The sequence below is a fragment of the Methanocorpusculum bavaricum DSM 4179 genome (genome assembly GCF_000430905.1).
Lineage (GTDB): Archaea > Halobacteriota > Methanomicrobia > Methanomicrobiales > Methanocorpusculaceae > Methanocorpusculum > Methanocorpusculum parvum.
Map to the genome: position 1 here is coordinate 1 of NZ_AUMX01000020.1, position 12,566 is coordinate 12,566.

A 12,566-nucleotide genomic window follows, 5' to 3' on the forward strand; every position below is an offset into this window, starting at 1 on the left:
TCCCGCAAATCGCCCACGTCAAAAATCTGAGGATATCTTTATGTTATCAAATTGACATACTACTGTTTACAATAATGGTCACCATCGAAAGCAAAAAAGAGCAGATAGGATTTCGGATCAGTCCTAAGTATTACCAAAAGATCAAGGAGATGTGCGAAGGGGACGATGCCCCGTTCACCTCGATCAGCGATTATATGACCTCGCTCGTGGTCGCGGATGTGACCCGCCGGGAGATGGGCGTCGACGACATGACGTTTCGGATCCTGCAGGCTCTGGAATCGCCGGAGGTCCTGATGATGCTGCGGGAAAAGTTTGTCGGGAAATAACTGGGGAAAAAACCCTCTCAGGATTTCAAAAATAAGATATCTCCACCGCGGGACGCTCTGCGCCGAGTTCAAGTGAGGATAAGCAGATCCGATCCTGGGAGCCAAAAGGGCGGGATTCAAGCGAGGGCTGAAATCAGCAGCTCAGCTCTTTCTGCAGACGATCGCCGCGTGATCTTTGTGATAAGGATCGAGCCATACGCTTTTTTCCACGAGATACCCGCCTGCCGTCAGTTCCTCACACGTATCGGCAAAAACCTCATCCGCGGACTTTCTGATATCCACGCTCCGGGTCTTCAGCATCAGAATGAGACGGCCGCCGGACTTTACAAACGACAGATGCTTCACCGCGATCCCCGCCTGATCGGGCTGGGCGACATCCTGATACAGCAGATCAGCAGGTTCGAGGAGAGCGGCGTACCGGACAGGCCGGGTCGCATCCGCGTAGATCGGGACGATATTCTTGCGTTTCTTCGCGACCGCGAGAAGATCCTCCATCGGCCGGGGGGCAAACTCCACTGCGTATACAGACTCAACATAGTCGGCAACATGGGAAACGGTCGTGCCGTTCGCGGCCCCGAGATACAAAACGACCTCGTCCTTGCCAAGGGTGGTCGTTTTATCCAGATACCAGAGAGCGGCGAGTTTGCTCCGGTAAGGATCCCAGACGCGGAAGTTTCCAAGCATCCGCTCATTATACACCCCTCCTTGGCCTTCCGAGACGAGCGTCCCGTTTATGTCGATCATAACTCCCCTCCAAAAATTTTATCGATCTTTGCATTCGCCTGCTCGACAAATGCAGCATCCAGTTCGCCGCGGTAAAGATCCAGGCGGGCGGCGATCGCAAGTTTCGCCGCAAGCTGACGGGCAACTTTTCCGCGAACCTCCTTGTTTGCATTATGGACCCGGCGGTGCTGAAAGATGATCCCATGTTTCGGCGAAGACGAGCCCGTCCTGATATGGGAAAAAAGGGCCGACTCGGCACCGATCACCTGGATGGAGGAACCCGGCAGTTTTGCCGCCGCGTCAAGACCGCCGACACGGGAGATCAGACGGGCGGCAACAAGGCCGCCGACAAGAGCGCTCATGTTCGGGATGACGCTCACCGCCTCACGAGAAACTTCCTTCATCAGATCGGTCCTGACCCCGGAAAGGGAGAGTATCTCCCGTGCCACCCGTTTTAACGAAGGACTGCCGGACTTGGCGATCTTCTGCACGAGACGGGGACCGTTTGCCCGGGTATATTTATGGGAAGTCCCGGGCGTTATTGCCGCATGCCAGTCGGTCACCCGTTCCGTTAAAAGATTGATGACCTCATCCATCTCGTCAAGGGTTCTGACCATCTGAAGAAGAGCCGCATCCTTTGTATCAAGATCCGCGGCGATCCCTTTCACCGCAAGGAAAACGGCGACCTCTCTGACCGCCCGTATATATTCTTCTCTGGAGGTGATCAGGCCGGCCTCCCGGAGATCCTCCCAGTTGCAGAGAACGGACGGTATCGCGGCAGTATTCAGTATCCGTTCTTCACATTGCGCCGGATCTGTCGATAGATTTCCGGCCTCCCCATACCAGTGCATATACTAATGTGGGCGGTTTTGGGGGATATAGATAGCGTGAAGAGCGACGCGGTCGCAAGTTCCCTTCGAAAACCTGGTCGCAAGGCAAAGCCTTGCTCAGCTAAGGGCGTCGACTTCGTCGCCACCCCGCCGAAAAACCAACCATAACAATTAACACAAACCCCTCTCAATAATACATCATGCTCAATAGATACAAAGGATGTCTCATCGGAGCTATCCTTGGTGACGCTCTCGGCATGCCGCACGAGACGACCACCGCTCATTTTTCAACAGAGCCGGCCTTTGGAAAGGCGCACAAAGGTCACCCGAATCATGATCTCCTCCCGGGTCAGTACACAGACGACGGTCAGCTGATCCTGATCGCGTCCCGGATCCTCGCACAAGGCGCATGGAACAATACCGAATATGCAAAAGAGCTTCTCCGGACCTATACGATGCAGAAGTTCAGATACCCTGACGGGACCACGTTTGCCGCATGCAAAAAGATGGAAAAAACCGGGGAACTCACCGGATCAGGGATCTACTCGGACAGCACAGGATGCATGGGACTCGCGATCCCCTTTGCCCTCGCGTTCAGGGACCGAAAGGAGATGGCAAAGGAACTTTTGTCCGCCTGCATGGTGACCCACACCCACCCGGGAGTCCACGCGGCAGTGATCGGATACGCCCTTCTTTTGAACACCCTTCTTGAAACGAGCGATGTTGAAGCGGCATTTTCAGCACTCCGGACCGCGGCGGAAAATATGGATCCCATGCTTGCTGGAAAGATCGCGAATGGAGCCAGGATCGAACAGACCGGCATGCCCGCAAAGGATGCAGTCAGCATAATCGGAAACTCCTCGTCGGTTTATCAGACGCTTCCCCTCGCGGTTTTCTTCTGCAGACGCTATTTTGTTCCGCGTGAGCTGCTTGGGATATCCTCCGCCTGCGGCGGGAACGCCGACACGGTATCACTCTTATGCGGAGCGTTTTCCGGGGCCAGATTCGGGATATCGTCCCTTCCTGAGGAGCTGATCCCGGCATTGGAACGGGCAGGGATCTTTGCGGATCTGGCAGAAAAACTCATGGACCGTGAAGTCAAAATCCCGGAGGAAGAGTCCGGGGAATAACATCTTTAAACTAGTTGTAAACCAATAATTTACGTATGGATATAGCGATTATCGGAGCATCCGGTTATGCCGGGGGCGACCTCATCAGACTGCTGCTGACGCACAAGGAAGCAGACATAGTCTGTGCCACGTCACGCAAGCTGGCAGGCACCCCGGTAACCAAAGATCACATCCACCTGAAAAATCTCATCGACCTTGAGTACACAAATCCTGATATCGAAAAGATCGATGCGGATTTTGCGTTCCTCGCGGTCCCTCATACGGCTGCCATGCAGTATGCCGGCAAACTGAAAGAGTGCGGTATCAAAACCGTCGATTTCTCCGCGGATTACCGTCTGCCAAGAGAGATCTATGAAAAAACCTACGGAGTGAAACACTCGGATTACTTCAAAGCACCCTACGGTATCCCCGAACTTCACCGAAAAGATGTGAAAAATGCAGACTTTGTCGCAAACCCGGGCTGTTTCCCGACCGGAGCGACCCTTGCGGCAGCTCCGGTAGCAAAACTCGCCCACACGATAATTTATGATTCAAAGAGCGGGGTTTCCGGAGCGGGCGACTCGATCTCGGAGACCACCCACTTCCCAAACGTTGCTGAAAACATCCTTCCCTATAAAATAACGGCCCACAGACATCTGCCGGAGATGCGCCAGGAAGCGGCGTTCCTGGAATCGAAAGCAAACGTCTACTTCACCCCCCACCTCCTCCCGGCGATCAGGGGGATCATAACGACCGCACATATTCTCTTCAACGAGCCAATGGAGCTGGAAATGATACAGAAACTCTATCAGGACTTCTACAAAAACGAACATTTCGTCCGGCTGCAGCCGGCAAAACTTGGCGGGGTCAGAGGGTCGAACTTCTGCGACATCAACTTCGAGCTGGAAAATGACGGAACAAGACTCGTGGCCGTTTCGGCGATCGACAACCTTGTGAAGGGAGCCGCAGGTCAGGCGGTCCAGAACATGAACATCATGTGCGGATTCGATGAAGCCGAAGGTCTCAGAATGCCGGGGATGTTCCCATGACGCAGGATTTTCGAAGCATCTGCGCTGTTGAGGGAGTTACCGCGGGCGGTATGAAAGAGGGAAAGTTCGGACTTGCCCTCATCCAGGCTTCCGGAACCGGGGCCGCGGTCTTCACGAAAAACAAGGTCCGCGCTCCGGTCGTGAACCTGATGGCCGAGCGGACCAAACGCGGAAAACTCGCAGGGGTCATCGTGAACTCCGGATGCGCCAATGCATACACCGGAAAGCAGGGCTTTTCCGATGCGGAAAAAATGGCCGCGATCGGAGCGGAAGTCCTTGGGATCAGCGAACTCGAGTGCGGGGTCGCAAGTACCGGAGTTATCGGCAGATATCTCGATCTTGACCTGATCAGACGGCAGGCCGGACAGGTCGCAGGCCAACTCGCTCACTCCCCCGAAGCGGAAACGGCGGCGGCAAAGGCGATCATGACGACCGACACGAAAGAAAAGCACGCGATCGTGCGCCGCGAAGGGTTCACGGTCGCCGGTATCTGCAAAGGCTCCGGTATGATCGCGCCGAACATGGGAACGATGCTTTCGTTCGTCTACACCGATGCGGAGATCCCGGCAAAACAGCTTCAGGACGCTTTGAAATCCGCAGTGAAACGGAGTCTGAACAGAGTCGTCGTGGACGGGGATGAAAGCACAAACGACTCGCTCTTCTGTACAGCGACCGGCGAAGCGGGACATGTGCCGGCCGCAGAGTTTTCCAGAGCTCTCGAGACGGTCTGCATCAGTCTTGCAAAGCAGATCGCGGCGGACGGCGAGGGCGCGACGAAGATGCTGGAGGTCAAGGTGTTTGGCTGCAAACGCGAACGCGACGCGGAGAGAATAGCAAAAACGGTCATCACTTCACCTCTCGTGAAAAGCGCGGTCTACGGGGAAGATCCGAACTGGGGCAGAGTTGTCTGCGCAGCAGGATATTCCGGCGTAGAGTTCACGGTCGAAGAGCTTTCTCTTTCGATCGGTGAAGGGGAGAGCGAGACCCAGTTAGTGAAAAACGGCGTCATCGTGGCAGACCTTGTACGGGCGAAAGCTGCGATGGCGGGCGACCATGTGGTGTTCACTCTGATGCTGGAGTCGGGAAACAAACAGGCAACCGCGTGGGGCTGCGACCTCACGGAAAAATACGTAGAGATCAACGGGAAGTATACAACATGAACAATAGACAAAGTGTGCTAATGGAGGCACTTCCGTACATCCGGAAGTTCCACAAAAAAACGATCGTGATCAAACTCGGCGGACATGCCATGGTCGATTCGGCCATCATGAACTCGGTCGTTCAGGACGCGGTCCTTCTCCACTATGTGGGGATGCGTGTGGTCCTTGTCCACGGCGGCGGACCGGAGATCACGCTGAAGATGAAGGCCCTTGGGAAAGAAGCGAGATTTGTCGGCGGCCTTCGCGTGACGGATGAAGAAACGCTCGAGATCGCCCAGATGGTTCTTGCCGGAAAGATCAGCAATATGATCGTTTCGATGATCGCAAAGAACGGCGCAAAAGGTGTCGGCATCTCCGGAAACGACGGAGGCCTTGTCATTGCAGAAAAGATGCCTCTCAGAAAGATGATGGTCGGCGATGAGGAGATCGAGGTTGACCTCGGCTTTGTCGGAGATGTAAAGGAGATCAACTCGAACCTTCTTGAGACGCTGCTGGATGCGGGATATATCCCGGTGATCTCGCCGCTCGCTCTCGACCGGAAAGGAAACGACTTAAACATCAATGCCGACACGATGGCAGGCGAGATCGCGGTCGCATTAAAGGCGTTCAAACTGATTTCCCTGACGGATGTGGACGGTGTGATGAACAAGGACCGGACCGAGATCTTCCACAGACTCACCCTGAAAAATGTGGATGCGCTGATGTCGGACGGGACGATCTCCGGCGGGATGATCCCGAAACTTGAGGCAAGCGTGAACGCGGTCCGCCACGGAGTGGAAGGGGCGCATATCCTGAACGGGAACTCCGAACACAATCTGCTTCTGGAACTGTTCACCAATGACGGCGTCGGAACAATGATCACGGCCTCGATGATCTCATTATAACCTGTCATCAATCTTTTTTTTTAGATAGGACTTACGCGGGGTTATTCTCAACCGAAAAAACTGACGTACTTCTGAGATGTGCTTCGATTTCGTATATGGCAATTATGTGGACATAAGAAAAAAAACCAACCGCGCTCACAAATCAGAGATTTGCTCTCCGACTCGCTTCGCTCGCTTGAATCGGCGCGAACCGCAAATCAGAGATTTGCTCTCCGCTTCGGGTCTTCGACCCTCGCTTGAATCCGCCCTTTGGGCGAAGCGAATCGGATTTGCTTTTCCTCACTCTCACCCGTCGTGTCTTTCAGCCACGACGGCTCGTCCCTTCATCGGGACCGTTCGGGCAAATCCTGTCGGCGCCCCAGCGCCTCCCGTGAGAGAGATTTATTGATTAGTCCAATATATGGTAAAATGGCCTTTTACTAACAATCTTGATATGAAATCGAGAGGCAAACTACCAGTGGGAGCCGCTGGGGCGGCGACAGGATTTGCCCGAACGCTCCCGATGAGGGATGAACCGGCGGGACGATAAGGACCGCCGTGTTCAAGTGAGGGAAAGCAAATCCGATTTTCTCGCCCGTAGGGCGGATTTGCGCCGATTCGCGGTTGGTTTTTTCTCTTGTGTCAAAACGAATTCCTTACACGAAATCGAAACACATCTCAGAATTACGTCAGTTTTTTCGGTTAAGATCACACCGCGTAACTCCTATTCCAATATGTCGATTCAAGGACTCGAATTTCGATGCATATTTATTACCTGCGGTCCTAGTTCTCAGTAATGGGTTTTATTTGTCCGATGACACAGGAGAGATGCATGGGCAAACAGTGCAAGTTCTGGCGTGCCGATGCAAAAATCGATAAAAAAGCCGATACCTTCTATGAGCTGAGCACAGGTGAATGTCTGTTCATCAAACTGGCAAACCATCTGCTCATGAAGTAGAAAAGGCCGGATCCTCTTTTTTTATTCCCGGCACACCGACCGCAGGGTCTGCGGATCCGGTGAGATCGAAGATCATCAAAATAAAGGGTTGCCGGCTGACCGATCAGCCGAGAACCAGCATACTGCCAAAGTAAGTTGCATCGTCCGCAGGCTCCACACATAACAGGACATAGACCTCCTGACCTGTCTTCGGATCTTTGACCAGGGAATACATCAGTCCGCCTCCGTTCTGTGACAAAGAGATCACGTCACGCATGACCGACATCCCGTAAGAGTTGCTCATACTCAGCTGGTTCGTGCCCACGAGAGAGGGATCCATCGAATATGCGAGCAGCGTGCCGTCTTCCGTGACCGCAAACGGATACAGGTTCCCGGCATGCAGAGCGCTTGACGGATCATTGATCATATCCGTAACGGCAGGGATCCCCTCAACGATCGTGAGATAATCCATCCCCCGAACCTGACGGACGAGCTCCTCACGCTGATGCCAGTCGACATAGGATCCGTCTGAAAACGGTTCATCGTGCAGGTATATGCCCGACGCCAGGAACCATGTATCGTCGACGGCCATCACATAGGAAAGCTTCAGCTCGCTCACGAAATTATTTGCCGGGTTTTCGTACAGCGACATCACAAATCCTCCTCCGAGATTTGCACGGGCGATCCCTCTCTGGATATACTTGATCCCTGTCGTATCCTGCAGATACCAGCGGTTTTCCCCGATCAGATCCGGCTGATGGGGCAGAGCCAGGACCGTACCATTCATATCATAGGCGAAAATATACAGTTCGCCGTCGATGAACTCGCCCTTTGGATCATTGAATGCGGCAACAGCCTCGTTCTTTCCAACTTTATTTGCATACACATAGGCTTTTTCGACAAAATCCTTCAGCTCCTCTACCGAGACATCGGATACGGGGGTCCCCGTGCTTTCCGGCACATTGTCGGTAAGAACAACACGCCACTCCACTTCGGGTCCGCTATATACCGTCCTCCAAACTGCATTGACCTGGGTCTGTTCCCCTCTGGATGTATCGTAGAAGTGGTACGAGATGTTTCCTGACGCGTTCGTCAGAATGGTGTTCACCATATTCTGGAGTTCAGGTGTCTGATACGCGGGATCTTCCGTCAGGTATGTGCCGATCTCGACGGTATTTTCATCATAGAACTTCAGGCCTGACGTATGCGTGACCCATAAGGTATAGCCGTACTCGTTCTTGAGATATTCAGTCAGTCCGGAGAATAAACTGTCAATATCATAGGAGAGCCGAAGAACGCCGTCATACTCGCCGTTTTTATCATAGACGGGCGTGATGATCATAAGTCCGCGGTCCCCGTCCTGATACTGGTAGAAATCCGAGACCACGCATGACGGGCCTGCGGCTTCGAGCACCTCCACAGGATAATTGAGCCGGGACTTGGTAACACCTGGGACCCACCAGGGATCGAGATATCTGGTCGTAGAGATCAGCGTATTGTTTCTGTCGAATCTGCCTATCTCGAACGAGAGCGGAAGCTCACTCCGGAGTTTATACAGCGCGGGTTCGACCTTTGGATCATCGGCAGGAACACCGTCGAGGAGACGGGCCGTTTCCCACAATGAAGAGGTGACATGCATCATGTCATCCTCAACGATTCCGATGACCGGGCGAAGGGCATCGTTCATATCATCGATCTGTTCCTCAGATACGGGCTTCAGATCGCCGGTGCCGGGTAATATGCAGCCGGCAGCAGATATGCAAAGCACTGAAAGAAAGAGGAGTGTTATTACTGAAAATGCATGTCGGGCCAATTCTATCACCACTAGTCATATACACATATGGATGAACAGTAATTATAGTTTAGTATTCAGGGAGTTACAGACAGCGGGCATTTCAGCATGAATAATCATGATAATTGATGTATACCATTGAAAAAACTGAAAAATAGATAATAATGCATTGTCAGAAGACTGTTAAGACAGGCTCTTTTTCAGCCAGACCCTCAGAGAATCCAGCTGTTCTTTCGTGTGGAAATAATGCTCGCCGTTTTCCGCGATCTCAAGGACGGCTGAGTTTTTTTCTGCAAAAGCGGACACTTCAGCCAGCGGGACCAGATCATCGTTTCTGCCGTAAAGAATGCCGGTTGACACATTCCAGGCGCCGATCGGGTGTGTTTTTACATACCGGCAATAATCCCAGTAGAGGGTTATGCCGACCGGGAGAACGATCTCCTGTTTTTCTTTCAGCATCTGTTCACTTACCTGAAAACCGGTCATGAGACCGTCGATGATCCGCTCCATACTGATCACGGGAGAGAGAAACAGGCTTTTTTCGAGCGGCAGATCCTGATAGGCGAGAAGACCGAAGTACACACCCATGCTGCAGCCGAAAAAGCTGATATTATCAGAAATGGACCGGGCATACTGATAGACCGCCGTCAGGTCACTAACGCACGTATCCGGTTTGCAGGGGTATGTTTCTTTCGAACGTTCCCCGTGTTCGGGAAGATCGAAACTCAGGACCTGGTATCCTTTTTTGACCGCTTGCTCTGCAAAGATCGCGATCGGCTCATCAGCTTTGTTCGACATGTTTCCATGCGCAGCGATATAGAGGTTTCCGGTAGGTTCTCCCCAGAGGATCGCCGGGATGCTGATGGTTTTATTCTGGATGGAGATGGATTTTTGTAACATTTACCTGCCTGAACAAAAAAAGAAGATCAGGGATCTGATCTGAAAAAAAAGTTTATGCCGCCTCTTTTCCGAGATCGAATGCCTTTTCGTTGATCTGGACGGTCTTTGGCGGAACATTGCGGCGAACCGCTTCGGAAAGGGATTCAACGGCAAGCGGAAGTTTATCCGACGCGGCGCCAAGCAGAACGATGTTTGCCGCAAGGGGATTGCCTGCCTTGGCGGCAATACCCGTAGCATCTACGAGGATCACCTTTGCCGAACCTGCCTTCAGCTCAGCCTCGACCTCATCGATTGTCGGGACAGGCTGTTTTCCGGAAAACACCGAGGTCGGGACAACGATCTCGCGGTTCACGACCATCACGCCGTCGGTTTTGAGGAAGTGACGATAGCGAACTGCCTCAAGGACATCGAATGCGATGAGAAGATCTGCGGTTCCCGGAGCGATCAGAGAGCCGAATTTTCCGTCGATACGGATGTGTGTTTCCACCGATCCTCCGCGCTGGGACATCCCGTGCGTCTCGGCTCCCCGGACATGACGGCCCTCGATCACGCAGGCGTCGCCCAGAACATTCGAGGCAAGGATCGTTCCCTGTCCCCCGATACCGACGATCAGAACATCAAAACTCTTTTTCATTGTCTTGCACCTCCGCGGTGGATCGCTCCAGTTGGACAGATATCAGCGCAGACGCCGCATCCCGTACAAAGAGCGGTGATCTTTGAAGCGCCGGTCTCATCGGTCTCGATCGCCGGACAGCCGTACTTCAGGCAGGCTCCGCATTTTGTACACGCTTCCGCATCCACGACGTACCGGTTCCGTTTGATCCCGAGCCGCTTGTTCATGATAACGCAGGGCTGCTTCGCGATGATGACCTTCACACCGGGTTTTTCCTTGGCTTCCTTAAGGGTGGCAAGAAGATAGGTCAGATCGTACGGATCGACCGACTCAACATAGGAGACCCCGCAGGCTCTCGCAAGCTCTTCGAGCGAGATCTTCGGCGACTCCTCACCTGTCGCGGTCAGACCGGTGTTCGGGTTCGGCTGGTGGCCGGTCATCGCGGTGATCCGGTTATCCAGAATGATCACGATCTGATTCGTATTATTGTACACCGCGTTGATGAGCCCATTCACTCCGGTGTGGAGGAACGTCGAGTCGCCGATCGTGGAGACCACATCGGTTCCCGGGCAGGAGTGGGCGATACCCGAACCGACCGTGATGGAAGCACCCATACAGATCGTTGTGTCGACCGCGCCGAGCTGGAGACCGAGCGTATAACAGCCGATGTCGGACGGGAACACGCCGTCTTTGAAGACCTTTTTCATCGCGTAGAAGACCGATCGGTGGAGACATCCCGCACAGAGGATCGGCGGACGGACCGCGACCTGGGTCATTTCCGGCGGGGCAGGGTAGGTGTTTTTGGCAAAACCGGCCTTTTCAAATGCTCCGGCGATAAGGGCAGGAGAGTATTCTCCCTCGTGAGGCAGATACCCGTCGAGTTTTCCGTGAACGAGCGTCGAGGATGCGGCCTGGAGTGCCGCTTCTTCGATGACCGGCATAAGCTCTTCCACAACGAGGACCTCGGTGTGCTGGGCAAGGATGCCCGAAAGCCAGTTCCGGTCGATCGGGTATGCACTGATCTTGATGAACGAGACATCGTCCGGGATGATCTCCTCGACATAGGAGATGGAGATCCCTCCGGCGATGACGGCCTTTTTGCCGCGGATCTCTGCAGAGTTGAGACCGGCTTCCACTAAGTATTTTGCGACCTCGGGCTGTTTTTTCGTGAGGATCGCGTGCAGCGGGCGGGTGTTTGCCGGGATCACGACGTACTGTTTCGGGTTTTTGACGAACTCGCCTTTCCGTGTCGAGGGCGCGGGCTCACCGAGGCGGACATCCCCTTTCGAGTGGCAGATCCTTGTGGTCGGGCGAAGAAGAACAGGAAGCGCGAACTTTTCGGAGAGTTCGAATGCGGTTTTGGTAAAGTCATGCGCTTCCTGGGCGGAAGAGGGATCCAGACACGGGATCTGGGCAAACTTCGCATACACCCTCGAGTCCTGTTCGTTCTGCGAACTGTGCGCGAAGGGATCGTCGGCTGAAAGAACAACGAAGCCGCCTTTCGTCCCGGTGTAGGACGAGGTCATAAGGGGGTCTGCCGCGACGTTCAGGCCGACATGCTTCATCGTGACGATCGACCGAAGACCGCACCAGCTTGCAGCCAGAGCATTTTCGAACGCGACTTTTTCGTTAACTGACCATTCTACGTAGTACCAGGGGTCTTTTCCGGCACGCAGCCGGTCAACTACCTCGGATGACGGGGTCCCGGGATACCCGGAAACAAAGTCAACGCCCGCTTCGAGACAAGCATGGGCTATAGCGTCATTTCCAAGGAGGTATTTCTTGGGTGTCTCATCTGCCATATCTCCATAATGTTTGGCATGATAAGAGAATAAGGCTACGTCAGAGGCAGGAAATGAATTTCAGAACATATTTATACGGCAACATCCTATGTAGTAAGGTAAAAGGGGGCCCGTAGCATAGCTAGGTGGTGCGCCCGGCTGATAACCGGGAGGTCATGAGTTCGAATCTCATCGGGCCCACTGTTTTTCTGATTTTTGTTGTGTTTCTGTGATTTCATTTTTGTTTCTGCAACGCGTGCGCTTCCATAAACGTATCGAAAATAGGAGTTACGCGGTGTGCTCTCAACCGAAAAAAACTGAAGTCCTTATGAGATGTACTTCGATTTCGTGTACGGCATTAGTGTGGGTGTATGAGATAAAAGAACCGCGAATCTCCGCGAATTAACGCGAATCGCATTTTCCTTACGTTCGGGTGCTCTGCTCCGGCTGATCGCCTACGCAGGAATCGCACCCTCTCTTGAA

The 12,566-nt window shown here is 53.5% G+C and carries 12 protein-coding genes and 1 tRNA gene; 7 read left to right on the plus strand and 6 right to left on the minus strand.

Annotated elements, in window-relative coordinates:
• A partial coding sequence (locus H575_RS06070) for a hypothetical protein (RefSeq protein WP_211213863.1) occupies positions 1–326 on the plus strand: 326 nt, incomplete at its 5' end.
• Between the two features lie 141 nt (positions 327–467).
• Here the strand turns inward: H575_RS06070 and H575_RS06075 are convergent.
• Both H575_RS06075 and H575_RS06080 read right to left on the minus strand, forming a co-directional pair.
• On the minus strand, positions 468–1,070 hold the full coding sequence (locus H575_RS06075) for a fibrillarin-like rRNA/tRNA 2'-O-methyltransferase (protein ID WP_042699504.1): 603 nt from the start codon (positions 1,068–1,070) through the stop codon (positions 468–470).
• Positions 1,067–1,900, minus strand: coding sequence for an NOP5/NOP56 family protein (locus tag H575_RS06080; RefSeq protein ID WP_042699508.1), 834 nt, complete (start codon positions 1,898–1,900; stop codon positions 1,067–1,069). Before H575_RS06080 ends, H575_RS06075 begins: the two co-directional genes overlap by 4 nt.
• A gap of 179 nt (positions 1,901–2,079) precedes the next feature.
• Here H575_RS06080 and H575_RS06085 point away from each other — a divergent pair, with 179 nt between their 5' ends.
• From H575_RS06085 to H575_RS09625, 5 genes are all read left to right on the plus strand, one after another.
• Positions 2,080–3,009: an ADP-ribosylglycohydrolase family protein gene (locus H575_RS06085; RefSeq protein ID WP_052319991.1), complete on the plus strand. Its 930-nt coding sequence runs from the start codon at positions 2,080–2,082 to the stop codon at positions 3,007–3,009.
• Between the two features lie 35 nt (positions 3,010–3,044).
• Positions 3,045–4,037 (plus strand): N-acetyl-gamma-glutamyl-phosphate reductase, encoded by a 993-nt coding sequence (argC, locus tag H575_RS06090; protein WP_042699513.1) that lies wholly within the window; start codon positions 3,045–3,047, stop codon positions 4,035–4,037.
• On the plus strand, positions 4,034–5,197 hold the full coding sequence (argJ, locus tag H575_RS06095; protein WP_042699516.1) for a bifunctional ornithine acetyltransferase/N-acetylglutamate synthase: 1,164 nt from the start codon (positions 4,034–4,036) through the stop codon (positions 5,195–5,197). Before argC ends, argJ begins: the two co-directional genes overlap by 4 nt.
• Entirely contained in the window at positions 5,194–6,081 is an 888-nt protein-coding gene (gene argB, locus H575_RS06100) for an acetylglutamate kinase (protein WP_042699519.1), read from the plus strand. Before argJ ends, argB begins: the two co-directional genes overlap by 4 nt.
• A gap of 811 nt (positions 6,082–6,892) precedes the next feature.
• Entirely contained in the window at positions 6,893–7,018 is a 126-nt protein-coding gene (locus H575_RS09625) for a hypothetical protein (protein WP_280841924.1), read from the plus strand.
• A gap of 103 nt (positions 7,019–7,121) precedes the next feature.
• Here the strand turns inward: H575_RS09625 and H575_RS06105 are convergent, their stop codons facing one another.
• The 4 genes from H575_RS06105 to iorA all read right to left on the minus strand — a co-directional run bounded on the left by H575_RS06105 (position 7,122) and on the right by iorA (position 12,104).
• Positions 7,122–8,810 carry a cache domain-containing protein gene (locus H575_RS06105; protein ID WP_245554500.1) on the minus strand — a complete coding sequence of 563 codons (1,689 nt, stop codon included), beginning with the start codon at positions 8,808–8,810 and terminating at the stop codon, positions 7,122–7,124.
• Positions 8,811–8,972: 162 nt separating this feature from the next.
• On the minus strand, positions 8,973–9,689 hold the full coding sequence (locus H575_RS06110; RefSeq protein WP_042699525.1) for an alpha/beta hydrolase: 717 nt from the start codon (positions 9,687–9,689) through the stop codon (positions 8,973–8,975).
• 52 nt (positions 9,690–9,741) lie between these two features.
• Positions 9,742–10,323: an indolepyruvate oxidoreductase subunit beta gene (locus H575_RS06115; protein ID WP_042699528.1), complete on the minus strand. Its 582-nt coding sequence runs from the start codon at positions 10,321–10,323 to the stop codon at positions 9,742–9,744.
• Positions 10,320–12,104, minus strand: coding sequence for an indolepyruvate ferredoxin oxidoreductase subunit alpha (gene iorA / locus H575_RS06120; RefSeq protein WP_042699530.1), 1,785 nt, complete (start codon positions 12,102–12,104; stop codon positions 10,320–10,322). Before iorA ends, H575_RS06115 begins: the two co-directional genes overlap by 4 nt.
• Positions 12,105–12,210: 106 nt before the next feature.
• Between iorA and H575_RS06125 the strand changes: the two genes are divergently transcribed.
• Positions 12,211–12,284 (plus strand) — tRNA-Ile (locus tag H575_RS06125).
• Positions 12,285–12,566: the final 282 nt, after the last annotated feature.

What these genes read in the sequence shown, in the direction of transcription:
- H575_RS09625 (WP_280841924.1), top strand. Translation starts at nt 6,893, where the DNA reads ATGGGCAAACAGTGCAAGTTCTGGCGTGCCGATGCAAAAATCGATAAA.
- H575_RS06085 (WP_052319991.1), top strand. Translation starts at nt 2,080, where the DNA reads ATGCTCAATAGATACAAAGGATGTCTCATCGGAGCTATCCTTGGTGAC.
- iorA (WP_042699530.1), bottom strand. Translation starts at nt 12,104, where the DNA reads ATGGCAGATGAGACACCCAAGAAATACCTCCTTGGAAATGACGCTATA.
- H575_RS06080 (WP_042699508.1), bottom strand. Translation starts at nt 1,900, where the DNA reads ATGCACTGGTATGGGGAGGCCGGAAATCTATCGACAGATCCGGCGCAA.
- H575_RS06115 (WP_042699528.1), bottom strand. Translation starts at nt 10,323, where the DNA reads ATGAAAAAGAGTTTTGATGTTCTGATCGTCGGTATCGGGGGACAGGGA.
- argC (WP_042699513.1), top strand. Translation starts at nt 3,045, where the DNA reads ATGGATATAGCGATTATCGGAGCATCCGGTTATGCCGGGGGCGACCTC.
- argB (WP_042699519.1), top strand. Translation starts at nt 5,194, where the DNA reads ATGAACAATAGACAAAGTGTGCTAATGGAGGCACTTCCGTACATCCGG.
- argJ (WP_042699516.1), top strand. Translation starts at nt 4,034, where the DNA reads ATGACGCAGGATTTTCGAAGCATCTGCGCTGTTGAGGGAGTTACCGCG.
- H575_RS06110 (WP_042699525.1), bottom strand. Translation starts at nt 9,689, where the DNA reads ATGTTACAAAAATCCATCTCCATCCAGAATAAAACCATCAGCATCCCG.
- H575_RS06075 (WP_042699504.1), bottom strand. Translation starts at nt 1,070, where the DNA reads ATGATCGACATAAACGGGACGCTCGTCTCGGAAGGCCAAGGAGGGGTG.